This is a genomic window from Pantoea sp. SS70, from assembly GCF_029866845.1.
Taxonomy (GTDB): domain Bacteria; phylum Pseudomonadota; class Gammaproteobacteria; order Enterobacterales; family Enterobacteriaceae; genus Pantoea; species Pantoea leporis.
Genome location: NZ_CP117200.1, coordinates 93799 through 119925 on the forward strand (window position 1 = coordinate 93799; position 26127 = coordinate 119925).

Consider the following 26127-nt stretch of genomic DNA (forward strand, 5'->3'; position numbering starts at 1 on the left):
CAGGCACCATCGGATTTTATCCTTGCTTAGCGGCGGTAAAGGCGCACACGCCTTCATCATCAAAGGTGATGCCCACTACGCTACCCACTGGCCAGCGGGTTAGGGATTCCAGACCCGACTGGCGCGCAAACAGCGAGGCGCTGCCGAGGGCTGGCACATCAAGATGCACATCAACGTGATCGCCCTGAAACACATGGGTGATCACCGTGGCGCTCAGGAAACAGTGCGAAGAGAGCGGCCCCAATTGAATGTTTTCCGGACGCACGTACACATCGAGTCGCTCGCCAACGCTCGCCTGCACGCGTTCTGCCGGCAGACGCAGCGCGTTGCCGCCCAGCTCAAGCACCGCAGCGTGATCGCGCCCGGCATAACGTCCAGGCAAGATGTTGACGTCACCGACAAAGCCCGCCACAAACGGATCGCGCGGCTGGCGATAGATTTCATCCGGTGTACCGATTTGGCGCACATGCCCCGCCGACATCACCACCACGCGATCGCTCATGCTAAGCGCTTCGCCCTGATCGTGGGTGACAAACACCGTGGTGACGCCTAACTTGCGCTGGATGGCTTTCAGTTCGACCTGCATCGATAAACGCAGATTCTTGTCCAGCGCGGAAAATGGCTCATCCAGCAACAAGACTTTTGGACGGATCACCAGCGCACGCGCCAGTGCCACACGCTGCTGTTGTCCGCCGGAGAGTTCACGCGGTTTGCGATGGCTGTAACCCGCCAATTTGACCAACGCTAATGCTTGCTCAACGCGCTCCGCGATTTCGGCCTTTGGCACCCCGCGCATTCGCAGGCCATAACCCACATTTTTCTCCACCGTCATATGCGGAAACAGCGCGTAGTTCTGGAACACAATGCCGATTTCACGCTGGTAAGGGGGGATTTCCGTGACCAATTCGCCATCAATAAAAATCTCGCCGCCATCAGCTTCAGCAAAACCGGCCATCAAATTGAGCAACGTGGTTTTGCCGCAGCCCGAGGGGCCGAGCAGGGTAATAAATTCCCCTTCCTCAATAGTCAGGGAAATTTTGTGCAGTGCGATAGCGTCGCCAAACTTCTTCAGCACGCCATCTAACTGTACGGCGATGTTGCTGCTTTTCACTGCGGCGCGCGGCATATCCGGCTGTGGGAATCGGGTGATTTCTGCACTAACCATGAACTCTCCAAAGCAATTGGTGTGACGTTGTCACAGTAATTATTGACGCATCCATGCGGCTAAGCGCTGCAACATGGCGTCACAGGCATCCAACTGAGCGATGCTGATGAATTCGTCGGGTTTATGACCTTGCGCCATGCTGCCAGGCCCACAAATCACGCTGGGAATACCGGCCTGGTGGAACAAGCCGCCTTCGGTGCCAAAGGCTACCGTGCTGAAGTCGCTGGATTGAGTGAGATAGGCGATCAATCGCGCAGCGTCACTTTGCGCATCGGTTAATAACCCGGGGTAGCCACTGATAGGATAAAAACGGATCGCGCTGTCCACTGCGACTGCCTGCATACGCGGCACCAGCTCTGATTGCGCGAAGGTGTCGATCTCAGCGGCAACGGCTTGCGCGTCATGCTGGGGCAGGGTGCGCACTTCAAAGTCAAAGACGCATTCAGCGGGCACAATGTTCAATACGGTGCCGCCACGAATAATGCCGGTTTGCACCGTCGTAAAAGGGGGATCAAAACGTGTGTCATGTTGTTCAGTCTGCGCCAGGCGCTCGCCGATCGCCGTTAATTGATGAACAAGCTGCGCAGCATATTCGATGGCATTGACACCCTGCGGCGCATAGGCAGAATGGCAAGCCGCGCCCTTCACTTCGCAGCGCACACCCAGTTTTCCCTTATGACCGAGCACCGGTTGCAGTTCGGTGGGTTCACCAATCAGGCAGATTGACGGCTTTTCCGGGCGCTGCGACAGCGCCTCCAGCAAGGTGCGCACGCCCAGGCAGCCGACCTCTTCGTCATAGGAGATTGCCAGATGCAGCGGCTGCTTTAGCGGCTGTGCCAGAAAATGAGGCACTGCCGCCAGCATGCAGGCGATGTAACCTTTCATATCGGCGGTGCCGCGCCCGTATAACTTGCCATCACGTTCGGTGAGCGTGAACGGTGGCACGCTCCAGTTTTGTCCCTCCACCGGCACCACATCGCTGTGGCCGGAGAGCATCACGCCGCCATCGCCAGCGGGTCCAAGACGTGCATACAAATTGGCTTTACTGCGTTCCGCGTTGTGAATTAGCTCACCGCTTACACCCAAATCATTCAGGTAACGCCAGACGAAATCGATCAATGCCAGGTTGGATTCACGGCTGGTGGTGTCAAACGCCACCAGCTTTTCAAGCAGTTGTCGGCTGGTAAACATGGAAACTCCTACTCGTCGCCCGGCACGCCATAACGGGGTGCCTGCGTTGGATCAATGGCGCGCGTCACGTAATCGTTCATTTGCGGTTGATAAGCCAGCCACAACTGGACGAGTTCGCTAATTGGATCGCCATCCGTCCAGTCAACACGCAGATCGACAATCGGCCACACCTGATCATCAACGATCGACAAGGCAGAAGAGTGCACCGGCCCCGCTTCCCCGCCCGCCTGCATGCCCGCTTGCAGCGCCGCCATTAAGCGCTCGGCTAAATGACCGGAATGCTGTTCGAAGGCGCTTACCATCGCCGGAATCACCTCAGGATTAGCCAGCAGATTGCCCGCCGCAACACAGTGATGACCGGTTTGCGCGTTATGAATGCCCAGCGTTTTGTCGCCGCTAAAGCAGGCCGCTTGGCCATCGGCGGCTAACACCGTCACCTGGCGATAAAAGGAATAGTCGTCGCTGGCGAGTCCGGCTCTGAGCGCGGCTTCTGCGCTGTCGCCTTGTTGCAGGCGATCAAGAATGCGCGGGCCTAGCGCGGGTAAGGTAATGTTCTGGGTTGATACTGCGCCCACTGCCGCGCGTAGCCATGGGCAACGTGCGCCTACCGCAATGCTGGATGAGCTAATGGCAATGCCGATTTGACCGGTTGCGTCGCAGCGTCCCACAATGGATAACGTCATCGTTTCGCGCCTCTTATTCCGCTTGCCAGTCGTCAGGAATAACCGCGATCACATCGATTTCCATCAACCATTGCGGTTGACCTAAACCGGAAATCACCAAACCGGTGGAGATCGGGAACACACCTTTCAGCCACTTGCCGACCACCTGATACACCGGCTCGCGATAGCGGGGATCAATGATGTAAGTGGTGGTTTTGACGATGTGCGATAAATCGCTGCCCGCTTCTTCCAGTAGCTGTTTAACGTTTTTCATCGCCTGTTCGGCTTGCGCGGCGGGATCGCCTAATCCTACCAGGTTGCCCGCGAAGTCGGTGCCAATCTGCCCACGGACATACACGGTATTGCCTGCGCGCACCGCCTGACAGAGATCGTTATCCAGTGCCTGATTGGGATAGGTTTCTTTGGTGTTGAATTTACGGATGCGAGTATGTGTGGTCATGCTGGCCTGCTCTGCGAAAAAAGGGTTTCGCAAGGTATACCCTCCTACGCCTGGCAGCGAAAACAGCATTAACCGAGGTGTTGCTTTGAAAAATCCGAAGGAGCTAACGGTGATGATTTTTAGCATTAAATTGTGAACATCATCACCTGCCGACTAACCGGCGTTTACCGGACGTGCGTTCTGAGGTATACCACCCTGCTTATTCCCCTAACTCTCAGATAAGGATATAAAAATGTTTGCAAAGCAGTATGAGGTGGATGAAAAGCATATCGATTTTCAGGGCGTGGTCGATGGCCTTTATTATCCGTTTTATATGGAGTGGACGCGTCACGCTTATATGCGTGAAGCTTTAGGTATCGATATTGAAGAAGAGTTTAAACAGGGCAAAATTACGCTCCCGCACCGGATGGCGGTGCGGGGGGAACCCGTTTTCCCCTCAGCCTGTTAATAGAGAAATAAATTTCCACGTAACATCAGTGACTAAATGAGTGGAATCAGAACCCCCAATTTTTCATCACTGAGGGTGATGCGGTCCCGGCCCAACTGATTCACGCATAATTAATTCCCCGGCAAAGGTTTTGTCGTTGCGCATTTCGCCGCCATCCAGCATGGAAATCAGGCGTTCAATGGTTTCCTGAATCATCTCGGTTACCGGCATTTTCACGCTGGATAACGCCGGAATGGTAAACGGCGCCAGCGGGATATCATCGAAACCGATCACTGCCACTTGTGCAGGCACCGCAATCTGCGCGGCCGCCAGCGCTTTGAGCGCGCCCACCGCCATATCATCGTTACTGGCCACCAGCGCCGTGAAATTTCTGCCCTGGTTCAGTAACTGTTGTACCGCTGTCATGCCGTTTTGCGCCTGCCATTTTCCTTCGACCACCAGCGCATCTTCAACGGCAATGCCATGTTTGGTCAGCGCGGCGTGGTAGCCCGCCAGACGTTCGCGGCCGGTCGGCGAATCCAGCGAACCGGTGATAAAGGCGATGTCGCGATGGCCCAGCGCAATCAGCTGCTCCACCGCTGCGCTGCTGCTGCGCTGTTGATCCGAGTAAATGCAGTAACTGTCGTGCTGACGCAGACGGCGGTTGATCACCAATATCGGGTGTTTATGCTGCGCAATGATGCTGTCCATTTCATCGGTGGTGAGAAAACGCGGATAGATGATCACGCCATCGCAGCGCAAATCGAGCAGGAACTGAATGGCCGCACGCTCCTCTTCGGCGCTGTGTTTACCATCCACCAGCAACAACTGACGTCCCTGCTGTTCCATCAGGCGCGCAGAGTGCTGCATCAACTCGCTGAAGTAGCTGCCGGTGTAAAGGGTATTGGTGATCACTAGCCCAATCGTCTGGCTGGATTTGGTCGCCAGATTGCGCGCCAGCAAGTTAGGGCGGAAATCAGTAGCGGCAATCGCCTGATACACCTTCTCGCGTTTTTCCTGGCTGACATAGCCGTTGCCAGACAGCACACGCGACACAGTCGCTTTGGAAACGCCTGCTACTTTTGCCACCTCGATTATCGTCGCCATGATTCACTCTTTTTCCATGCTCATTGCAGCAGTGTACCTAAGCCACGAAATAGGCGGCAATTTTTCTGCCATTACCGCATAGCCGTCCAGTTACTCAAAGCGATCAACTTCACACTTTCAACTATCGAATTTTAAATTTCTTGCCTGGATTACATTGCATCTTCATGATTTTGTGAAACCGGTTTCTCATGATGAAAAATCACGCAGAAACTGTTGTACCCCTACCAAATAATCAGAGATTAAAAATCCATGGCTAAAAATTATGCGGATGTCTCGCGCGCCATCGTGGCTGCGCTCGGCGGCCTGAACAATATCGAAGCGGTGACGCACTGCATGACGCGCCTGCGTTTCGTGGTGAAAGACAGCGCCAGCATTGATAACGCCACACTGAAAGCCATTCCCGGCGTGATGGGCGTGGTGCACACCGACACGCAGTGTCAGGTGATCATTGGTAACAATGTGAACCTCGCTTATCAGGAAGTGTTGAAGCTCGGCACGCCGAACAGCGAAGGCGCCGCGCCAGTGAAACGCAAAATCACCCTACGCAGCATCGGTGCCGGTATTCTTGATGCGCTGGTGGGCACCATGTCACCGTTGATCCCGGCGATTATTGGTGGCTCGATGGTAAAGCTGTTGGCGATGGTACTGGAGATGAGCGGCGTGCTGGAGAAAGGCTCTTCCACAGTGATCATCCTCAACGTGATAGGTGACGGCGCGTTCTTCTTCCTGCCGATTATGGTGGCCGCCTCCGCCGCGCTGAAATTCAAAACCAACATGTCGCTGGCGATTGCCATCGCGGGTGTGCTGGTGCATCCCAACTTTGTCGATTTAATGGCGAAAGCCGCACAAGGCCAGGCGGTGGAATTTGCTTACATTCCGGTGACGGCGGTGAAGTACACCTACACGGTTATTCCGGCGTTAGTGATGACGTGGATTCTGTCGCATATCGAATACTGGGTTGATCGCATCACGCCTGCGGTTACCAAGAACTTCCTCAAGCCGATGCTGATTGTGCTGGTGGCCGCGCCGATTGCCATTGTACTGATTGGACCGCTCGGCATCTGGATTGGTAGCGGCATTTCCGCGCTGGTCTACACCATTCACGGCTATCTTGGCTGGTTGTCGGTGGCGATTATGGGCGCACTGTGGCCGCTGCTGGTGATGACCGGGATGCATCGCGTGTTTACCCCAACCATCATTCAAACCATCGCCGAAACCGGCAAAGAAGGCATGGTGATGCCGTCGGAGATCGGGGCCAACCTGTCGCTGGGCGGTTCTTCGCTGGCGGTGGCATTCAAAACCAAGAACCCTGAACTGCGTCAAACCGCGTTTGCGGCGGCGGCATCGGCGATTGTCGCGGGCATTTCTGAACCGGCGCTGTATGGCGTGGCGGTCAGGTTGAAACGTCCGCTGATCGCCAGCCTGATCAGCGGCTTTATCTGCGGCGCAGTGGCAGGGATTGGGGGACTTGCCAGCCATTCAATGGCCTCGCCAGGCTTGTTCACCAGCGTACAGTTTTTCGATCCTACCAATCCGATGAGCATCGTGTGGGTCGCTGGCGTGATGGTGCTGTCGGTGGTGCTCTCCTTCATTCTGACGTTGATTCTCGGCTTTGAAGATATCCCGGTCACCGAGCCCGCACAGCCAAAGCCGGTGACGGATGATGCCAAACCCGCCAACGTTAATTTATCCAAGGTGTAAATGAGGTTTTTATGTCTGAAGTGACATTTCCAGAGGGATTTTTGTGGGGCGGCGCATTAGCCGCTAATCAGTCAGAGGGGAGCTATCTGGCGGGTGGTAAAGGTTTAACCACGGTGGATATGATCCCCCACGGCGCGCATCGCATGCCGGTAAAGTTGGGCCAGGAAAAGCGTTTCGAACTGCGCAGCGATGAGTATTACCCAAGCCATGACGCCATCGATTTTTACCGTCGCTATAAAGACGATATCGCGCTGATGGCAGAAATGGGTTTTACCGTGTTCCGTACCTCGATTGCCTGGAGCCGTATTTATCCGCAAGGCGATGAATTGACGCCAAACGCGGAAGGCATCGCGTTCTATCGCAGCCTGTTTGAAGAGTGCCAGAAATATGGCATCACGCCGCTGGTGACGCTGTGCCACTTCGATGTACCGATGCATTTGGTGACCGAATACGGTTCGTGGCGCAATCGCAAAATGATCGAATTTTTCAGCCGCTATGCGCGCACCTGCTTTGAAGAATTTAACGGTCTGGTGAAGTATTGGCTGACCTTTAACGAGATCAATATCCTGCTGCACAGCCCGTTTTCCGGCGCAGGTTTGGTGTTTGAACCGGGCGAAAACCCGGAGCAGGTGAAGTATCAGGCGGCGCATCACGAGCTGGTGGCAAGCGCGCTGGTGACCAAAATCGCCCATGAAATTAACCCGGAAAACCAGGTCGGCTGCATGCTGGCGGGTGGCAACTTCTATCCGTGGTCATGTAAGCCTGAGGATGTATGGGCCGCGCTGGAGAAGGATCGCGAAAACCTGTTCTTTATCGATGTGCAGGCGCGCGGCGCTTATCCTTCGTATGCCGCGCGGGTATTCCGCGAGAAAGGCGTGGAGATTGCGATGGAAGCGGAAGATGCCGCTACGCTGCGTCACACCGTTGATTTCGTCTCCTTCAGCTATTACGCCTCACGCTGCGCCTCGGCAGAGATGAACGAGCAAAATAGCAGCGCCGCCAACGTGGTTAAATCGCTGACCAATCCGCATGTTAAACGCAGCGATTGGGGCTGGGGCATCGATCCACTCGGTCTGCGTATCACCATGAACATGATGCATGACCGCTACCAGAAGCCGCTGTTTCTGGTGGAAAACGGCCTCGGCGCGCACGATGAAATCAATGCCGACGGCGAGATCAACGACGATTACCGCATCAGCTATCTGAAGGAGCATATTCAGGCGATGGGCGAAGCGATTGCCGATGGTATCCCGCTGATCGGTTATACCACGTGGGGCTGCATCGATTTGGTGGCGGCCTCGACCGGCGAAATGAGTAAGCGTTATGGGTTTGTTTATGTCGATCGTGATGACAAAGGCAACGGCAGCCTGGAACGCATCCGCAAAAAATCATTCTGGTGGTACAAGCAAGTGATCGCCAGCAACGGGCGGAATCTGGAGGCGCTGTAAATAAGTGGTCGCCATGAATGGCGTAATGCCGATCAGTTAAGCGCCGTTTCAAATCACCGCACCTTCCGTAGCGGCGCGATTTATCGCGCAATGAATTGCGCCGCTACAATGTGTGCTCTCAGTAATGAGGGGTTTTCATGTCTTAACTGACGAGCATTACTCCATGGATGGCGACCCTACTTAATGATTGGCCACGCTTGTTGCGGGAACAGATAGAGCCGAATACTGAACAGATGGAACAGCGGCGTCAGCACCCTTTCGTCGCGCTTCGCCAGTTGTTCCAGCTTCAGCAACAGTAAATCCAGCTCCTCCTGCAAATCCGCATGCGGTGGGGTTTGCAGTGACTTCAGGCGGCGTTTGAGAAACAGCGCCAGCTCATGAAACATCTGTCCACTATCCAGATGATATTGCTGCAGCAGCTCTTTGTGGCGCGCGTAATAATCAAAACTGTTCACGCCCAGCCACACTTCCTTGAGCAACATGCCGGCTGAACGCATATCGGGATGCGGATCGAGCCGTAAGCGCGGCAACACCACATTCACTTTATCCAGCATCAGGCTGATAAAACGTTGCCGTCCCAGCAGTGACGAACCGTTTCGTTCGGTCTCTTTAATAAAGCGCAATAGCTCGCGCAGACCATGTCGCACGGCGCGGCGCGCGGTCCATGATGGGCGTTTGTTACGCATGATGGCGGTGATGATTACCGCAAACATCACGCCCGCCATGGTGGCAATCGCGTTATTGATTAGCAGCACCAAATCAGGTTTTAAATGGTGGCCGAGGCCGATAAAGCCGGGGAGCTGAATCGCTACGCTCAGGCCTATCATGTTGGTCGAGGGCCGCGCGATCATCAGCGCCAGAATCATCAGTCCGGGCGCGAGACAAATCATCAGCGCCTCAAACGAAGTGGCTTGCGGCAGCAGCAGCGCCACATAAATTACGCTGATAATGATCGCCACGATTACGCCACGCACAAACAGCTTCATTGAAGTCAGCGGCGTATCCTGGCTGGCGAGCAATGAGCAGAGAATCGCCGCCATCACCGGTGCCGATGCGCCATCACGCCAGCCTGATCCCATCCACAGCAAGCAGGAACCGAAGGTGGCACAGAACGCGGTTAGCGCCGAAAGCCGAATTAACCCTTTATCGAAAAAGCGGTGCGTGCGTTTGCCGCGCGCCAGTGTGGTGTCGCCCGACAGGTCGCTTACCAATCCACCAACGCTTTGATAGGCCCCGGCAATACGGACAAAATCCGCCAGCCGTTCCATTAATCCGGTAAAAAGCAGCCAGTTTTCAGTAGGCAAGTCGCCGTTTTGCCAGGCGAGGTTAAGTTCAGCCTGACAAGCGCTTAACGTCTGCTGGATGCCGCCGGTTTCCCCTACCGCTTCACCATCATTGAGCCACTGTAGAAACAGCTGAAAGGTTTGCGCCACGTTTTCCGGAAAGGCGATCTGCAGTATCGAGAGCCGCTGCAGGCGCATCTCGATAGCCGTGAGAGTCGGGATCAAATAGGAGAGATGTTGATACTGCACGCTAACCAGGCGAATCAGTCTCCGCGCGGCGTCACCTTCATAAACGCAGTGGGTGATCAGCACTTCCACCTGCTGCGGATGCGTTGCCATGCGGATCAGAATATCGTCACGCTCAGGCGAACTATCGCTGGGAATGCCGGAAAGCAAATCGCTGCACAGTTTGCGCGCGTTAAGATACCAGTGGCTGACACTCTGCTCCAACAGACTGCGCATCGATACCGGAAACAATAGCGCATGCACAAGGCTGCTGCAGACGATGCCGAGCGTGATCTCTTCTATACGCGAAATCACCGTGCTGGTGATCGACAGCGGCGTGGTGACTTCCGGAAAACCCATGATCGCCGCGCTGTAACCGGCCAGCATAAACACGTAACTCTTCGGCGTGCGGTCGTGCAGTGACAGATAGAGGCAAACGCTGACCCATAACGAAATGCAGAAACAGAACAGCAGCGGATGCTGAACGGTCGGCGGAAAGATAAAGAAGACGAATACGCCGCCCAATAGTGTCCCCAGCAGACGGAACACCGATTTGGAAATGGTTGAGGCGGAATAGAGCTGTGATGCGAGCAATACCGTGGTCACCGCCCACGCCGGTTTATCCAGATTCAGTTCGAGTGCGAAATAGAGTGCCAGAAAGGCGGCCAGACAGGTTTTTACAGCAAAAAAAACGGCGTTTTTTGAAAACCACTGCATGACACGGTGACCAGGATGTACTGAATGTTGCGTATCCTGCCAGAATGTGAAAAAGCCTCACCTCGATAAATATGTCGAATTATTTCGTAATCGAAAACCATGTTCATCGCGCGGTTTGCACGTGGCGCAGATGCGTAAGCACGGCTAATGAAAATCCACGTTAAAGATGCGGTTTTGTCGCTAATTTACCCGGCATCCGCGATTTCAGCCGTTTTTACACGTAGCAGTTATCAGGCCGATAAATGTGTGCTGGATCACATTTTAGTGAAATGCGCCCTTTTTGGTCGTTTATCCATAAAATAATTTCGCGCAATGCCGTCTACAAATATCGCAGAAATTTGTGGAATGCTCGGGTGAGTATTTTGCGAGAAAATCGCCATGAATAGCGACCCTACGAACTGTAGGTACATTTTTAACCGTAGCGGTGCTAATATTTGCGCGCTGAATAATGCGAAGAACTCTCGGGAACGCAGTATGTTACGTAAACATCAACTTCATCGGGAAGCCGACGTACTGCTTTCCCTGCTCCACATCTGTAAAATCGTCGTAACTGCCCTATTTCTGCTGCTGTTTATTTCTCGCTCAGCAATTGCTGAAATAAAAGACGATAAAGCCAATCGCATTGTCAGCGGTATTATTAGTTTTACCCATTGGCCGGGTTTAACCGGCGCGCCACAACTCTGCGTATTTTCCTCCGCGCAACATCTCTCATTGCCACAAAGTAGTGTGCCTTCAGCCGTTCCGTTTAGCGTGGTTTATCTCTCCAGCGAAAGTGAACTGGCAACGCAGCATTGCGATGCGATCTATTTTGGCGATCAGACGCCGCAACAACAGGTTGAACTTTTTAATCACCTCAAAGGTAAGGCGGTATTAACCCTCGCTGAAAACAATGCGGAATGTACCATTGGCGCCGCCTTCTGCCTGATTTTTAAACCCGACCACACGCTGTTCTCAGTCAACCTTGATTCGCTTGCCAGGAGCGGCGTCAAGGTGAGTCCGGACGTACTGTTGCTGTCCCGCAATGGAAGCAAATAAGATGAAAATAGAAAATTCACTAAATGACAAATCATCGATTCGTAACAAGCTGCGCAAGATTAGCACCATCAACTCTGCGGTGATTTTATTGCTGTGCTGGCTGCTACTCTCGTCGACTTCCCTGCTGTTTATTAAAAGCTACGAGAAAAGAAATCTGGAATTAATTGCCGCCACGCTCAGCACCACGCTGACGGCCGCCACGGTATTTGAAGACAGCTACGACGCGCATAATAAAATCGCGCGCCTCGGCAATGAAGGCATGTTCGATTCCGCAAAACTGGTGACTGACGATCACACTGTTTTAGTTGACTGGCATGATCGACAAGAACAGACCGGCTGGTATCCGCGATTATTACGTGAGTGGATTTATCTTAAACCGCTCAGCGTTAATATTAACCACTCGGAAGCCAATGTCGGTACGCTGACGCTGGAAGGCACCGTTACCGGTGCGGCCGATTTCATCCGTTATTCGCTGATGATTCTGACCAGCGGCATGCTGTGCGTGTTAATCATCTCCTTCCTGCTGAGTGAATTTCTCCATCGCGGCATACTTGCCTCGTTGCGTAATATCACCAGCTCGATCCACTACGTGATCCATTCTGGTGATTTTTCCTTACGTATCCCGGAAAGCCCGACGCGCGAATTTCAGCTGTTTTCCAATGACCTCAACTCGTTGCTGACAGAGATGCAGACGCTGCAGGCTTCTCTGATCCGCGATAATCGCACGCTGGCCGCCAAAGCGCTGGAAGACCCGCTAACCGGCCTCGCCAATCGCGCCGCCTTTGTGGCGCGTTTAACCCAACTGCTCGATCAGCAACTGGCGAAAGAGCGCTTTGCTTTGCTGTTTCTCGATGGCGATCGCTTTAAAAGCATCAATGATAACTGGGGCCATGCCGCCGGTGATGAAGTACTGAAAGCGATTGGTTCGCGCCTTTCCGCATTGGCGTATAAACAGGATTTAGTCGCGCGTTTAGGCGGCGATGAGTTTGCCATGCTGGTGAGCAGCCGCGCCAGCGAGGCGCAATTGCAGTTGCTGATGCAGGATATTAATGAAGCCATCAGCCAGAAAATAGTTATTGCTGAAGGCACTCCGATTTCCACCTCGGTGACCATTGGCTACGCCTGGTCGCAGCACGGCGATACGGTTGAGTCGATTCTGGAACGCGCAGATACGAACATGTACAAAAATAAGGGAAAGAGTAAGGTGCGGAGATGAAGATGAAAATTTTCCTGATGGTGTGTGTGCTGGCGCTGGTCGGTTGCCAGGCAAAGGGACGTTTCAGCGATGAACAGATCGCAGCGATGCGTAATGCCGGTTTCAGCCAAAATAGCGAAGGTTGGGGATTAGGTTTGTCGGACAAAATTCTGTTTGGCGTCAACGAATCTGAACTCACTCCCGCCAGTAAAAACACCATTCAGACAATGGCGAAAAATCTGGCGACGACCGGCATTAAGCATGTGCGTATTGATGGTCATACCGATAATTACGGCAAAGCGGCTTACAACCAGCAGCTGTCGTTGAAAAGAGCCAACGCCGTTGCGACACAATGGGCGCAAGGCGCGGGAATTCCGCGCGAAAATATCGTTACGCGCGGCTTAGGAATGAGCGCGCCGATTGCCAGCAACAATAACCCGCAGGGCCGGGCGCAAAACCGCCGCGTGGCGATTGTGATTACGGCGCCGTGATGATCTGGCGCTCGACTGCATAATCGTACAAACGGTCGCGCGCTAAATTCTTCATCTTCACTTCGCACATAATATCGAAGGCATCAAACGACAGCGCCCAATCATTTAAGCTTTGATTGAAGTAATAATCGGCATGGGCGCGAAGTTTGGTTTTCGACACCGCTAAATCCTGCTGATCCGGGAAACCGTGATCGGGAATCAAACCTTCCTGCGCAATCGAATAGTGCAAAACTGGCCGCACACCGCGCCACGACGCTTTTATCAGCGCGATGCGCGCATCATCAGCCTGAATATAGTGATTCTCTTTCACCCAATGATGGTGAATATCCAGTACTACCGGACACAACTCACGCGCCTGCAACACATCGTCCAGCGAACATGATATTTCATCATTTTCCACCGTCAGCATATTGCGCGCTTCAGGGGTGAGCCGCAGAAACGCGGCGCGGAATCCCTCAAAGCCCTTTTTGCCGTTCATATGGATGTTGATTTTGAAATCCTGAAACTGTCGGCCATAACCCATTAATACCGCACAGGTGGCGTGATACTCCACATCCTCAATCGCGCGATCGACCACGCCGTCATTATCGGAGGCCAGCACCGTATATTGGCCGGGGTGGAATGAAAGCCGAATATTATTAGCGCGCGCCAGCTCGCCGCAGCGGCGTAGTAACGGCGTAAGATCGGGCAATAATTCACCGTACAGCTGAGCCGCTTGCGGCACCGTGTAAAGCGGCAATAGATCGCTGCCGATGCGCATCATGCGCAGCGCGTCGGGCTGCGTGGCCAGCTTTTCAAGCGTGAGAGTGAGATTTTGCAGATTGTTTTGCGCCAGTTGGTTTAACAGCGTGATGCGTGATTCATCATCGAGACTAAGAAAGCGCGTGCGGGTGGTGCTTTTGAAGGGATACGGCTGTTTAGCCTGTTGATCCAGATACTTACAAGCAAAGCCTAATTTCATTTCATCCCCCGTTTAATCAGCGTGAAAGTGTAGCTGCGATCGGAGAAAGTGCCAGGTGCGCATCGCGGCGCACCTGGCTGACATCATACGTCTGGGAAGGTCATATTGCTGCCCGGCGCTTCACGATGCAGGTGGATAAAGTTCAGGTGACGTTCGTACTGATCGAGAATATCGATGATCACCTGCTCTTTGTTGTAGTCCATCAAATCATTGCCCTGGCTGCCTTCCAGCAAGAAGGTTTCCAGGCGGTAATAGGTCGATTTACCGCTACGTGCGCGATAGGTAAAGCCCGGTACCGAATACTGCTGTGGCCAGATTTGATAAACGAAATCCTGCTCCTCGCCCAGCAACACGCGCAGATCAAGGTGGCCCAGCGGCTGCCCCTCTTCTGGCTCGGCACGCTCCAGCGATACACGTCCACCGCGCAGCTCCAGCTCTTTCGCCACATCCTGCATCGCCGGGAACAGCACCTCTTCCATCATCTTCTGCGTATAGCGCGTGCCCGGATAGTTCATTAGACGCGACAGGCGCTTCTTCCAGCTCAGGCGATCGTTACTGGCCGGAATGTACGGCGCAGTGTCGCGGCTGGCGCTGGCGCGGCGGTGATCTTCCACCTTCAGGGATTTATACAGCCCGGCCATCACAAAGAAGATCACAAAGCTAAACGGTAAGCCCATGATCACCGTGGCGTTTTGCAGGGCAGAAATTCCGTTGGTCATTAGCATGCCCATCGTCAGCACACCAATCGCAATCGACCAGAAGATACGCAGCCAGTTCGGTGCATCGCTGTTGATGTCTTTCAGCTTCGAGGTGAAGTTACCCAGCACCAGCGAACCGGAATCCGCCGACGTCACGTAGAACAGCATGCCGGTGATGGTGGCCACCGAAGCACTGAATTTAAACGCCGGATACTGCGCCAGCAGGCTATAGAAGCCGCGTTCGGCATGCGCCATCACTTCCTGCGCAAAGCCGGCATCGCCGTGAATGATTTCATACAGCGCCGCGTTACCAAACACCGACAGCCACAGCAGCGTAAAGGTGAACGGGATAATAAGCGTACCCAACACGAACTCACGAATGGTACGACCGCGCGAGATACGTGCGAGGAACAGACCGACAAACGGCGACCAGGCAACCCACCACGCCCAGAAGAACAGCGTCCAGCTATTCATCCACTCGCGTGGCTGATCGAAGGCAAAGGTATTCAACGTCATGCCCATAAAGCGATTGATGTAATCACCAACGTTCAGCACCAGCGCGTTGAGCAGGAAATCGGTCTTGCCCATAAACAGCACGAAGAGAATTAAGCCCAGCGCCAGCGCGACGTTCAGCTCAGAAAGAATACGGATGCCTTTATCCACACCGGATGTTACTGAGATGGTGGCGATGATCACCGACAGCACAATTAGCGCGGCCTGCGCCGTGAAACCTTCCGGAATATCGAACAGCACGTTGAGGCCGTAGTTCAACTGCACCACACCAATTCCCAACGTGGTGGCGATCCCAAAGATGGTGCCGATCACCGCGGCGATATCCACCGTGTGACCAATCGGGCCATTAATGCGTTTGCCGAAAATCGGATAGAGCGCCGAACGGATGGTGAGCGGCAGATTGTAGCGATAGCTGAAGTAGCCGAGCGCTATGCCCATTAATGCGTACATCGACCAGCCGGTGACGCCGTAGTGGAACAGCGTCCACACCATCGCCTGACGCGCGGCTTCCATGGTCTGCCCTGCACCTTCTGGCGGCTGCATGTATTGGGTTACCGGCTCGGCAACCGAGAAGAACATTAGGTCAATACCGATGCCGGCGGCAAACAGCATCGCCGACCAGCTCAGCAAACTGAACTCGGGTTTAGATTGCTCCGGCCCCAGCTTGATAGCGCCGTAGCGTGAACACGCCATGTAGATGACAAACACGATGTACAGCGTGGCAGCGAGCATGTAGTACCAGCCAAACGTGGAGGTGACCCAGTTAACGGCGGTCAGAAGCCAGCTGGCAGCTAGTTCGCTGTAAAAAATCGTGACAAGTGAAAATGTCAGAATCAGTCCGGCGGAGGTGTAAAACACCACAGGATTGATTCTGTCTTTTTCACTGGCAGGTGGATTAATCATCGATTACCTCTGGTTAATTTCCTGTAGTACGTGCCAAAGAAGCTCGCGGAGATCGCCATTAACGGCATCCCGACGAGGCAAAATGCGGTTTTCGTGGGATGCGCGTGCATACGCATCCGCTGAGTCCCTTCGCTTCCCCGCTTCGTTTTTGTAACAATCCAAGCACAGCATCCTAACAAATTTCTTTTTTATATTGAACGTGCAATCAAAAAAAGTTTTAATAGTGTTCTAAGATTGAAGTGGAGCTGGAGTGTTATGCCAAAGGTGGGAATGCAGCCGATACGTCGTCGGCAACTGATTGATGCGACCCTGAGCACCATCAACGAAGTCGGGATCAACGATGCCACCATTGCGCAGATTGCGCGACGTGCTGGCGTATCGACAGGCATCATTAGCCACTACTTCAAAGACAAGAACGGTCTGCTGGAAGCCACGATGCGTGACGTAACACGTCAGCTACGTGATGCGGTAGCAGCAAGGTTAAAACCGCTGGCAGACGCCACAACGGAAGCGCGCCTGCTGGCGATTGTGGAAGGCAACTTTGATGATTCTCAGGTGCACAGCGCCGCAATGAAAGCCTGGCTGGATTTCTGGGCCAGCAGCATGCATCAGCCACAGTTGGGCCGCTTAGAACGCGTGAGCAGCCGGCGCCTGTTTTCCACATTGGCAGCCGAGTTTCGTCGCGTTATCCCGCGCGAAAAGGCGCGTCTGGCGGCACATGGCCTCGCGTCATTGATTGATGGCCTGTGGCTGCGCGCGGCGCTCAGCGGCAAACCGTTCGATTTGGCTATCGCCAGACAGCTCACCACCCAATTCATTCGTCAGCAATTGGCTGACCAGAATCACTGAGGAAGGAGAAATCATGTCCCGATTCACCGAGCAACACCTTTATATTGATGGCGCATTGGTTCCCGCTGCGGCAGGTAAGACATTCCAGACCATCAACCCGGCGAACGGCGAAGTGCTGGCCGACGTGCATGAAGCGGAACGCGCAGATGTTGATCGCGCTGTTGCCGCCGCGAAAAAAGGCCAGAAAATCTGGGCGGCGATGACCGCGATGGAACGTTCGCGCATTTTGCGTCGTGCGGTCGATATTCTGCGTGAGCGCAATGACGAACTGGCCGCGCTGGAAACCCTCGACACCGGCAAACCGCTGAGCGAAACCCAATACGTGGACATCGTCACCGGTGCCGACGTGCTCGAGTACTACGCGGGCTTGATTCCTTCTCTGGAAGGCCAGCAGATCCCGCTGCGCGATACCTCGTTCGTTTACACCCGCCGCGAACCGCTGGGCGTGGTAGCCGGGATCGGCGCGTGGAACTATCCGATTCAGATCGCGCTGTGGAAATCCGCGCCAGCATTGGCCGCCGGTAACGCGATGATCTTCAAACCCAGCGAAGTCACGCCGCTGACCGCGCTGAAACTGGCGGAAATCTATACTGAAGCGGGCGTGCCGAACGGCGTGTTCAACGTGTTGAACGGTCGCGGCGCGGTCACCGGCCAGCTGCTTACCGATCATCCGGGCATCGATAAAGTCTCCTTCACCGGCGGCGTTGCCAGCGGTAAGAAAGTGATGGCCAATGCGGCCGGTTCGACGCTGAAAGATGTCACCATGGAGCTGGGCGGCAAATCTCCGCTGATCATTTTCGATGACGCTGACCTCGATCTCGCCGCTGACATCGCGATGATGGCGAACTTCTACAGCTCGGGCCAGGTTTGCACCAACGGCACGCGCGTGTTTATCCCAGCTAATTTGCAAGCGGCGTTTGAAGCCAAAATCGCTGAGCGCGTGGCGCGTATTAAGGCCGGCGATCTCAACCATCCAGATACCAACTTCGGTCCGCTGGTGAGCTTCGCGCATCGCGACAACGTGATGCGCTTTATTGAATCCGGCATCAGCGAAGGTGCGCGCCTGCTGTGCGGCGGTAAACGTCTGAGCGGTGCGGCTTTCGATAACGGCGCATGGGTGGAACCGACCGTGTTCACCGACTGCCGCGATGAGATGACCATTGTGCGTGAAGAGATCTTCGGGCCAGTGATGTCGATTCTGACTTATGAAAGCGAAGAAGAAGTGGTTCGCCGCGCCAACGCCACCGAATTTGGCCTGGCGGCCGGTGTGGTAACCCAGGATCTTAACCGCGCGCACCGCGTAATTCACCAGATTGAAGCGGGCATTTGCTGGATCAATACCTGGGGCGAATCTGACGCCGCAATGCCGGTGGGCGGTTACAAACATTCGGGTGTGGGCCGTGAAAATGGCCTGATGACGCTGCAAAACTACACGCAGGTGAAATCTGTGCAGCTCGAAATGACCCGTTTTCAGTCCGTATTTTAATTTTGGCTTTTAACCTGAGGAACGACTAATGGAATTTGATTACATCATTATCGGAGCCGGATCCGCAGGGAACGTTTTGGCAACAAGACTGACCGAAGATAGCAGCGTCAATGTGCTGCTTTTAGAAGCCGGCGGCCCAGATTACCGCTTCGACTTCCGCACGCAGATGCCTGCGGCGCTGGCGTTCCCGCTGCAGGGAAAACGCTACAACTGGGCGTATGAAACTGAACCTGAGCCGTACATGAACAACCGCCGAATGGAGTGCGGCCGCGGTAAAGGTTTGGGCGGTTCGTCGCTGATCAACGGCATGTGCTACATCCGTGGTAACGCGATGGACCTCGATAACTGGGCCAGGGAGCCTGGTCTGGAAAACTGGAGCTACCTGAACTGCCTGCCCTACTATCGCAAATCAGAAACGCGCGATATCGGTGCCAATGATTATCACGGCGGCGAAGGTCCGGTGAGCATCACCACCTGTAAACCTGATAACAATCCGCTGTTTGCGGCGATGATTGAAGCCGGCGTGCAGGCAGGTTATCCGCGCACTGATGACCTGAATGGCTATCAGCAGGAAGGTTTCGGGCCAATGGATCGCTTTGTGACGCCGAAAGGTCGCCGCTCCAGCACCGCGCGCGGTTATCTCGATACCGCGAAAACCCGTCCGAACCTGAAAATCGTCACCCATGCGACCACCGACCGCATTCTGTTTGAAGGTAAACGCGCAGTTGGCGTGCAGTATCTGCTGGGTTCCAGCAATACCTCGCACCAGGCGCATGCACGTCGTGAAGTGCTGCTGTGCGCCGGAGCCATCGCCTCGCCGCAGATTCTGCAGCGTTCCGGAGTCGGATCCGCTGAATTGCTGAAACAGTTCGATATCCCGCTGGTGCATGATTTGCCGGGCGTGGGTGAGAACTTGCAGGATCACCTCGAAATGTACCTGCAATATGAGTGCAAAGAGCCAGTTTCGCTCTACCCGGCCTTGAAGTGGTGGAACCAGCCGAAAATCGGTGCGGAGTGGCTGTTTAATGGCACCGGCGTCGGTGCCAGCAACCACTTTGAAGGCGGCGGCTTTATCCGCAGCCGTGAAGAGTTCAGCTGGCCGAATATTCAGTATCACTTCCTGCCGGTGGCGATTAACTACAACGGCTCGAACGCGGTGGAAGCGCACGGCTTCCAGTGCCACGTTGGTTCGATGCGCTCACCGAGCCGCGGTCATGTACGCCTGAAATCACGCGATCCGCGTCGTCATCCAGCGATTCTGTTCAACTACATGTCACATGAGCAGGATTGGCAGGAGTTCCGCGATGCGATTCGTATCACGCGCCAGATCATCAACCAGCCGGCGCTGGATAAATATCGCGGTAAAGAGATCAGCCCAGGCCTGGATTGCCAGACCGATGAACAGCTGGATGAGTTTGTGCGAAATCACGGCGAAACGGCTTATCACCCGTGTGGCACCTGTAAAATGGGTAACGACGAGATGTCTGTCGTCGATGGTGAAGGCCGCGTTCACGGCGTTGAAGCCCTGCGCGTGGTAGATGCTTCAATCATGCCGCTGATCATCACCGGTAACCTGAACGCGACGACCATCATGATCGGCGAGAAAATCGCAGATAACATTCGTGGTCGACAGCCGCTGCCGCGCAGCGAAGCGGATTACTTTGTTGCCGGTGATAAACCGGTCCGCGCTGAACCGATGCGTGGTTGAGGTTGATTTGGGGGCGACGTTGGTCGCCCTTTTCTTTGGTGGCTAGCTAGCCCAATCCTGGAGATCCAAATCAACTACCCGAGCGAATTTCCGAATATTGTTAGGGACTAAAATTGTGCCTGCCGCAATGGCATGTCCGGCGATCGCCGCATCATTAGCACCAATCGGAGTACCAGACACATCCAAGGACATTGTCACTTTCGTCGTAGCATCTTTAGCCGCGTTTCACTGTCACAACGACAACCGCACTGCTGCCAGGCTCACGATTAAGGAAACAAGTAAAAGTATGTTGTAACTACAAACCTTAATGCTTTTCCCGTCGCATTTGTTCATACATAGCAACGCCCTCTTCATCTTTTCTGCTGATTTTTCTGCTTCAATAAATCGCCAATTTCATGAGGAGCTGCCATGGAGCGCCGCCATTTTTTGTCGTATCTCACTCTTTCCGCGCTGACAGTGCGCAGCGGGCTAATCTGGGCTGCTTCGAAACGCGTAACAACTCAAATCTTGCCGCTATGGCCAGATTTACCGCCGGGCGGTGGCGGTCCTGCTGGCGATCTGGTGATTTCTACCAAAGGCGCGCAGCGTAATATCGTACAGCCCACACTCACCGTATTAACCCCGCCCTCGCCTAATGGTCGCGCGGTATTGATTGCCGCAGGCGGCGGCTATACGCGCATTGAAATGGGTAAAGAAGCTTGGCCCGCTGCAGCCTGGCTGACGGCGCGCGGATATACCGCTTATGTGCTGAGTTATCGTTTACCGCATGAAGGCTGGAAAGATGGTGCGATGGTTTCACTGCAGGATGCACAGCGCGCGCTGCGCCTGGTGCGGCAACGGGAAAAATATGTCAGCGTGTTGGGCTTTTCCGCTGGCGGTCATCTGCTCGGTATGACGGTCACGCGAGCAGATTTTCGATCTTACAGGGCAACCGATACCCTGGATAACCTGCCCGCCACGGCCGATCGCGCGGCGCTGATCTATCCCGTCATCACGCTGGAAGCGCCTTACACCCACACTTCAACCCATAAAATGCTGGTTGGCAACCACGCGCCCGCCAGTGAAAACGCAGCATGGTCAGTGCAGGAGTTTGTCAATCCGCAATCGCCGCCCTTCTTTCTGGTGCAGGCAGAGGACGATCCGATCTCCGATCCGCATAACACGCTGATTATGGCTGACGCCTGTAAGCGTGAGCATGTGCCGGTTGAGATGCATCGCTACAACAGCGGCGGACATGGATTTGGTATGGGCAGGCCCGGCACGCCGACCATGGCGTGGCCAGAGCACTACGAAAAGTGGTTAAAGAGCTAATCCACCTCAACCGTTTGCTTGCTAATTAATCCCGCCAGCAAGGTCTGCGAACTGGCCACTGCACCAAAAATCCCGCCCTGCATATGGATCATGCTAAGCGCCGCTTCGTGGTGTTTCAGCTCCGTCGCCGCGCAGCAGTCTGACAACACCAAACACTCAAAGCCGCGATCGTTAGCCTCGCGCAGCGTGGTGTGGACGCAGACATCAGTGGTGATGCCGCTGATGATCAGATTGCGAATACCGCGGCTGCGCAGAATCAGTTCGAGATCGGTAGCGTAAAACGAGCCTTTGCCCGGTTTATCGATGATGATTTCTCCCGGCAATGGCGCCAGTTCCGGGATAATTTCCCAGCCCGGTTCACCGCGCACCAGAATGCGCCCGCACGGACCGGGCGCGCCGATTTCCGCCTGCATGCGTCTGGATCGCCAACGCTTATTCGCAGGCAGATCACTTAAATCCGGCCGATGCCCTTCGCGCGTATGGATGATCGGGAAGCCCAACTCGCGCATCGTTGCCAGCACCTGCTGCAGCGGCTTGATAGGCGCGCGCGTTAAGGCAATATCGTAGCCCATGCTATCGACGTAACCGCCCTTACCGCAGAAATCGGTTTGCATATCGATAACGATCAGTGCGGTATCCTGCGGGCTGCAGCGACCGTCATACGGCCACGAGTAAGGGGTTGAATCAATGGCGTAATCAGGCATTTTTTTCCTCCATCACAGTTACGGTGCTTTCACCTTTTAGTTTCACAATCAGCGTATAGCTGGCGGCAGCAGTCACCAGGCCAATCACCGCTTCACCGAACTGTGGGAAGGCGATGTGCGCAATCACTGCACACAAGCTACCAATCGCCCAGGCGGCAAAGGCGCTTCCGCGCATACGGCGCAATTGGCGCTGTTCGCTGATTTTGGCCATGAAGATCAAATCAACAATCATCACTGCGCCAAACGGCGGCACCACGATGCCGAGCAAACTCAGCCATTCGAGGAAATAGGACCACACGCCAGCCAGCGCCAGCGCCCCGCCGATCACGCCGAGGATCACCGTCCACAGACGCATTTTGCTGCTGAACAGATGACTAAAGCCGACTGCGCCGTTATACAGGCAGTGCGTACACACCGAACCGAGATTGATAAACACAAACAGGAAAGCAATCACCGACAGCAGCATGCCATGACCCATTAGCATAGGCAGGAAGTTGCCGCCGTTACTCGCCGGATCAACCGCCGCGCCCACCGCCACAATCACCACGCCAAACAGATAAGAGATGACGTTCGCCACCGGGAACGCTGAGAACGCGGCGATCACCGCCGATTTACCGTCTTTTGACCAGCGGGTGAAATCTGCCGTCATGGTGCCGGAATCGGCAAAACCGGCCACCACCATGGTGACGGCGGTGCCCATGCTCATCGCGCCGACTGCGCTGCTGCTGCCGGTAAACTGCGTGATGGTGCTGAAATCGTGATCCTTACTGATCAGCCACAGCGCCACCAATCCCAACACCACAAACAGCGGCGCAGCGATCATGCCGAGCACGGACAATGCGCGCACGCCGAGGAAGGTGATGGCGGTATACAGCACCATGGCAAACGCCGTCACCGCCAGCGCATTCCAGCCAAAGGTTTGATTAATCACCGTGCCGGTTAACCCGGTCTGGAAGGCGTACCAGCCGATCACCACAGTTGAAAGGAAGCCCGAAACCAAAATGTAGCCTTTGGTGCCAAAGGTGCGTTTCGCCTGCAGCGCGAAGTTCATGCCAGTATTACCGGCGAACCAGCTCAGCGCACCCACATAGGCAAACAGCACAAGATTTCCCAGCAGAATGGCGATAAGCGCCGGCCAGAAGCCGAGATGCCAGGTAATGATGCCGCCAAATAGCGCATTGGTGAGGATCATCGGGAAACCAAACCACACCGCCGACACCGAACCCGTCGAGTGGCGATGGCTGAGCGGAACCGGTTCATGCTCGAACTCCTGCTCTAAAGCTGGTGAATTTTTGTTAGTCATGGGCAACTCCGATTGAAACAGGTGTGATGTGATTCCAGGGTTGTATGCGCTCGAACGCGGCACTCGCCGCCAGCACCAGGCCATCGTCCAGATGACGACCCACGATTTGCATGCCAATCGGCAATCCGCTGGCGGTAAAGCCCGCAGGAACAGACGCCGCCGGTTGGCCGGTGAAATTGAACGGGAAGCAGAATGAGAGCCAGTGATCGCTGCGCACCATGCGGCCATCGATGATCTCCGGTCCCTGCATATTGAGCGGGAACGGCGGCACCGCCAGCGTCGGCGACAGCAGCAGATCGTAATGCTGCATAAAGCGCCACATCTGGTTACACAGCTTTTTGCGTGTGGTATTGGCGTCGGTAAAGGTTTCAGCGCGCCAGTCGCGTTGCAGCATGGCGCTGAGATGCGGTGACATGCGTGCCCCTAGTTCGGCGTGCATGTGACGCATGCCGGTGAGATCGCTCTCAAAAGCCACCAGCGCGGCAAAGGTGGCACCTTCATCGGCGATACCGGGATCGACTTCATCCAGTTCAGCGCCGAGCTCACGGGCAAAACGACGCGCGGCTTGCGTGACAATGTCACGCACTTCAGGATCAACGGCGATGTAGCCGAAATCCGCGCTGAAAGCGATGCGCAGACCGCTCAGCGGTTTTTCCAGCGAGGCCAGCCAATCCACGTCGTTGCAGGGAATCGAGTGGCGATCGCGCATATCTGGCCCCGCCATCACCGACATCATCAGCGCGCTGTCGCGCACCGAACGCGTCATCGGGCCGATATGCTCCAGCGACTCCCAGCTGGAAACGCCGGGATAGCGCTCGTCGCGACAGCCCGGCCATAAGGGTACGCGCCCCATTGACGCTTTCAGACCAAACACGCCGCAGTGCGCGGCGGGAATTCTTACCGAACCGCCGCCGTCGCTGCCCAGCGCAATCGGACACAGGCGCGCCGCCAATGCCGCACCGGAACCGGCGCTCGATCCGCCCGGCGTTTTAGAGAGATCCCACGGATTACGCGGTGATGGAAACAGTGGATTGTGCCCAACGCCGCTATAGCCAAACTCCGGTGCGGTGGTTTTCCCCAGCAGCACCGCATCGGCCGCCAGCAGGCGCTCAACGGTGATGTCATCTTCTTCCGGGACAAAATCAGCGTAGGCATGCGATCCAGAAGTGGTTTTCACGCCTGCGGTACAAATCAAGTCTTTCACCACCAGTGGAACGCCCGCCAGCGCCCCCAGCGTTTCGCCGCGCGCGCGTTTTGCATCAACAGCGGCCGCCTGTTGCAGCGCCAGCTTTGGCGTAGCGGTACAAAACGCCTGAATCTGCGGCTCGCGCTGCTCCATGCGATTGATGGCGGCTTGCGTCACTTCCTGCGCCGAAACGTCTCCGCCGCGGATTAACGCCGCCAGCGTAGTGGCATCTTCATCCAACAGTGCATCAAACATGCGAATACTCCCGATTTATCACTTATCGGAAACGTTGCAGTTTGCGTGCCAGAAAATTCCATAAACGAGGGCGCTAGCGGCCAGGCCAGATGGGATACGCTCTTGGATACAAGATCGAATACTTATGTTTCTTTACAATGCAGCGGTTGCGATAGGAAGCACGAAAATGGCGCAGTCTTGCGCCACGATGGAGAGCGGCTTAATCGGCCGCAGGAATTAACGCATCGACAACCTGTTCGATCACTTCCACCACACGTTTGACGCGCAGCGGGATAAAGCGCGCATCGGGGAATACCGCGTAGAGAAAACGGTCTGGCAGACGATATTGCGGCAAGATGCGTACCAGCGAAGCTGATTTTAATGCCTCCTGCACCAGCGGTAACTGCATGCCGCCGACGCCGATGTCCGCCTGCAGCGCCTGCAACAACCCTTCGCTGCTGTTGGCGCGAAACACGGTATTCACGGTTAGCGCTACGGTTTCCTGGTTGGATATCAGGCGCAGCGGTGCCTGTTTATCGATACCGCTAAAGCGAACATGCGGATGCGCGGCCAGCTCTGCCAGCGAGGTAATCGGTGTTGCGCGTACCCGCTCAGGCGCAGCAAACAGCGGCGTTTCAATACGCGCCAGTAATCGCGCCGGAAACATCTCCGGCGGTGTTTCACTCAGGCGCAACGCGATATCCACGCCTTCACTCACCAGTTCAGCCACACGATCGTCGAGCGCGATGGTCAGATGCAGTTCAGGATACGCGCGTTGCAGCGCCAGCAAAGGCGGCAGCAAGCGCTGGCCTAATCCGCTGGGTAATTGGATATGCACGCTGCCTTGCAGCGCTTGCTGCGCCGGGCGCAACTGGCTTTCAACGTCCTGCATCGCGGCCAGCAGCGGCTGCATCTGCTGTAAGTATCGCTTGCCCTGCTCGGTCAATTTCATCGCGCGTGTGGTGCGGTGCAACAACACGATGCCGAGTTCCTCCTCCAGCGCCGCGATTTGCTGGCTCACGGCGGATTGCTTCATCCCGCTCAGGCGCGCTGCTGCCGAAAACGATCCGGCTTCCGCCACGCGAAGGAAGGTATTGATGGCGTTGAGTTTATTATTCATTTAATGATTTTTCTGATAAGTGGCATCTGGATAGTGGGATATCA

General features: G+C 55.1%; 21 protein-coding genes and 2 pseudogenes. 10 read left to right on the plus strand and 13 right to left on the minus strand.

Annotated elements, in window-relative coordinates; genetic code table 11:
* Window positions 1-16: 16 nt before the first annotated feature.
* The 4 genes from PO881_RS20015 to PO881_RS20030 are packed head-to-tail and all read right to left on the minus strand — an operon-like array spanning window position 17 to window position 3478.
* Window positions 17-1165 (minus strand): ABC transporter ATP-binding protein, encoded by a 1149-nt coding sequence (locus PO881_RS20015; protein ID WP_280173164.1) that lies wholly within the window; start codon window positions 1163-1165, stop codon window positions 17-19.
* A 39-nt stretch (window positions 1166-1204) separates the two neighbouring features.
* Entirely contained in the window at window positions 1205-2356 is a 1152-nt protein-coding gene (argE, locus tag PO881_RS20020) for an acetylornithine deacetylase (protein ID WP_280173165.1), read from the minus strand.
* Between the two features lie 8 nt (window positions 2357-2364).
* A complete protein-coding gene (locus tag PO881_RS20025; RefSeq protein WP_280173166.1) occupies window positions 2365-3039 on the minus strand; it encodes a DUF1028 domain-containing protein in 675 nt (224 codons plus the stop codon).
* 13 nt (window positions 3040-3052) lie between these two features.
* On the minus strand, window positions 3053-3478 hold the full coding sequence (locus PO881_RS20030) for a RidA family protein (RefSeq protein WP_008106850.1): 426 nt from the start codon (window positions 3476-3478) through the stop codon (window positions 3053-3055).
* Window positions 3479-3710: 232 nt separating this feature from the next.
* Here PO881_RS20030 and PO881_RS20035 point away from each other — a divergent pair.
* Window positions 3711-3869: pseudogene (locus PO881_RS20035) on the plus strand (acyl-CoA thioesterase); the annotation flags it as partial.
* Window positions 3870-3992: 123 nt separating this feature from the next.
* On the opposite strand, the gene PO881_RS20040 reads toward PO881_RS20035, so the two are convergent.
* A complete protein-coding gene (locus PO881_RS20040; RefSeq protein ID WP_280173167.1) occupies window positions 3993-5012 on the minus strand; it encodes a LacI family DNA-binding transcriptional regulator in 1020 nt (339 codons plus the stop codon).
* A 249-nt stretch (window positions 5013-5261) separates the two neighbouring features.
* On the opposite strand from PO881_RS20040, the gene ascF reads away from it, so the two are divergent.
* Both ascF and PO881_RS20050 read left to right on the plus strand, forming a co-directional pair.
* Window positions 5262-6713, plus strand: a complete 1452-nt coding sequence (gene ascF, locus PO881_RS20045; RefSeq protein WP_280173168.1) for a PTS cellobiose/arbutin/salicin transporter subunit IIBC — start codon at window positions 5262-5264, stop codon at window positions 6711-6713.
* 11 nt (window positions 6714-6724) lie between these two features.
* Window positions 6725-8161: a 6-phospho-beta-glucosidase gene (locus tag PO881_RS20050; protein ID WP_280173169.1), complete on the plus strand. Its 1437-nt coding sequence runs from the start codon at window positions 6725-6727 to the stop codon at window positions 8159-8161.
* A 176-nt stretch (window positions 8162-8337) separates the two neighbouring features.
* On the opposite strand, the gene PO881_RS20055 is transcribed toward PO881_RS20050, so the two are convergent.
* Window positions 8338-10386: an FUSC family protein gene (locus tag PO881_RS20055; RefSeq protein WP_280173170.1), complete on the minus strand. Its 2049-nt coding sequence runs from the start codon at window positions 10384-10386 to the stop codon at window positions 8338-8340.
* Window positions 10387-10764: 378 nt separating this feature from the next.
* Between PO881_RS20055 and PO881_RS20060 the strand changes: the two genes are divergently transcribed.
* Genes PO881_RS20060 through PO881_RS20070 form a run of 3 tightly spaced genes read left to right on the plus strand, consistent with a single transcriptional unit; the run spans window position 10765 to window position 13107 of the window.
* Window positions 10765-11421, plus strand: coding sequence for a YfiR family protein (locus PO881_RS20060; RefSeq protein ID WP_348273503.1), 657 nt, complete (start codon window positions 10765-10767; stop codon window positions 11419-11421).
* Window position 11422: 1 nt separating this feature from the next.
* Window positions 11423-12637, plus strand: a complete 1215-nt coding sequence (locus tag PO881_RS20065; RefSeq protein WP_110866835.1) for a diguanylate cyclase — start codon at window positions 11423-11425, stop codon at window positions 12635-12637.
* Complete coding sequence (locus PO881_RS20070; RefSeq protein WP_280173171.1) at window positions 12634-13107, plus strand: OmpA family protein; 474 nt, start codon at window positions 12634-12636, stop codon at window positions 13105-13107. The genes PO881_RS20065 and PO881_RS20070 overlap by 4 nt, the downstream gene beginning before the upstream one ends.
* Here the strand turns inward: PO881_RS20070 and uvsE are convergent.
* Window positions 13094-14068 (minus strand): UV DNA damage repair endonuclease UvsE, encoded by a 975-nt coding sequence (gene uvsE / locus PO881_RS20075; RefSeq protein ID WP_280173172.1) that lies wholly within the window; start codon window positions 14066-14068, stop codon window positions 13094-13096. The two genes, PO881_RS20070 and uvsE, sit on opposite strands and share 14 nt — an antisense overlap.
* Before the next feature lie 83 nt (window positions 14069-14151).
* Window positions 14152-16182, minus strand: coding sequence for a choline transporter (locus PO881_RS20080; RefSeq protein WP_280173173.1), 2031 nt, complete (start codon window positions 16180-16182; stop codon window positions 14152-14154).
* A gap of 255 nt (window positions 16183-16437) precedes the next feature.
* Between PO881_RS20080 and betI the strand changes: the two genes are divergently transcribed.
* From betI to betA, 3 genes are read left to right on the plus strand one after another with little or no spacing between them, the layout of a single operon-like run.
* Window positions 16438-17031 carry a transcriptional regulator BetI gene (gene betI, locus PO881_RS20085; RefSeq protein WP_101761563.1) on the plus strand — a complete coding sequence of 198 codons (594 nt, stop codon included), beginning with the start codon at window positions 16438-16440 and terminating at the stop codon, window positions 17029-17031.
* Window positions 17032-17044: 13 nt separating this feature from the next.
* On the plus strand, window positions 17045-18517 hold the full coding sequence (gene betB / locus PO881_RS20090) for a betaine-aldehyde dehydrogenase (protein ID WP_280173174.1): 1473 nt from the start codon (window positions 17045-17047) through the stop codon (window positions 18515-18517).
* Between the two features lie 28 nt (window positions 18518-18545).
* Window positions 18546-20225 (plus strand): choline dehydrogenase, encoded by a 1680-nt coding sequence (gene betA / locus PO881_RS20095; protein ID WP_280173175.1) that lies wholly within the window; start codon window positions 18546-18548, stop codon window positions 20223-20225.
* A gap of 42 nt (window positions 20226-20267) precedes the next feature.
* On the opposite strand, the pseudogene PO881_RS20100 reads toward betA, so the two are convergent.
* Window positions 20268-20447, minus strand: a pseudogene (locus PO881_RS20100) (VapC toxin family PIN domain ribonuclease); the annotation flags it as partial.
* Window positions 20448-20633: 186 nt separating this feature from the next.
* Between PO881_RS20100 and PO881_RS20105 the strand changes: the two are divergent.
* Window positions 20634-21536, plus strand: a complete 903-nt coding sequence (locus tag PO881_RS20105; protein ID WP_280173176.1) for an alpha/beta hydrolase — start codon at window positions 20634-20636, stop codon at window positions 21534-21536.
* Here the strand turns inward: PO881_RS20105 and PO881_RS20110 are convergent.
* The 4 genes from PO881_RS20110 to PO881_RS20125 all read right to left on the minus strand — a co-directional run bounded on the left by PO881_RS20110 (window position 21533) and on the right by PO881_RS20125 (window position 26083).
* Window positions 21533-22240, minus strand: a complete 708-nt coding sequence (locus PO881_RS20110) for an isochorismatase family cysteine hydrolase (protein ID WP_280173177.1) — start codon at window positions 22238-22240, stop codon at window positions 21533-21535. The genes PO881_RS20105 and PO881_RS20110 overlap by 4 nt on opposite strands.
* On the minus strand, window positions 22233-23543 hold the full coding sequence (locus PO881_RS20115) for a cytosine permease (protein WP_222183440.1): 1311 nt from the start codon (window positions 23541-23543) through the stop codon (window positions 22233-22235). Before PO881_RS20115 ends, PO881_RS20110 begins: the two co-directional genes overlap by 8 nt.
* Window positions 23536-24984: an amidase gene (locus tag PO881_RS20120; protein ID WP_280173178.1), complete on the minus strand. Its 1449-nt coding sequence runs from the start codon at window positions 24982-24984 to the stop codon at window positions 23536-23538. Before PO881_RS20120 ends, PO881_RS20115 begins: the two co-directional genes overlap by 8 nt.
* A 199-nt stretch (window positions 24985-25183) precedes the next feature.
* The gene (locus tag PO881_RS20125) at window positions 25184-26083 is read right to left on the minus strand and encodes a LysR family transcriptional regulator (RefSeq protein ID WP_280173179.1); all 900 of its coding nucleotides are present in this window, start codon (window positions 26081-26083) and stop codon (window positions 25184-25186) included.
* Between the last annotated feature and the right edge of the window lie 44 nt (window positions 26084-26127).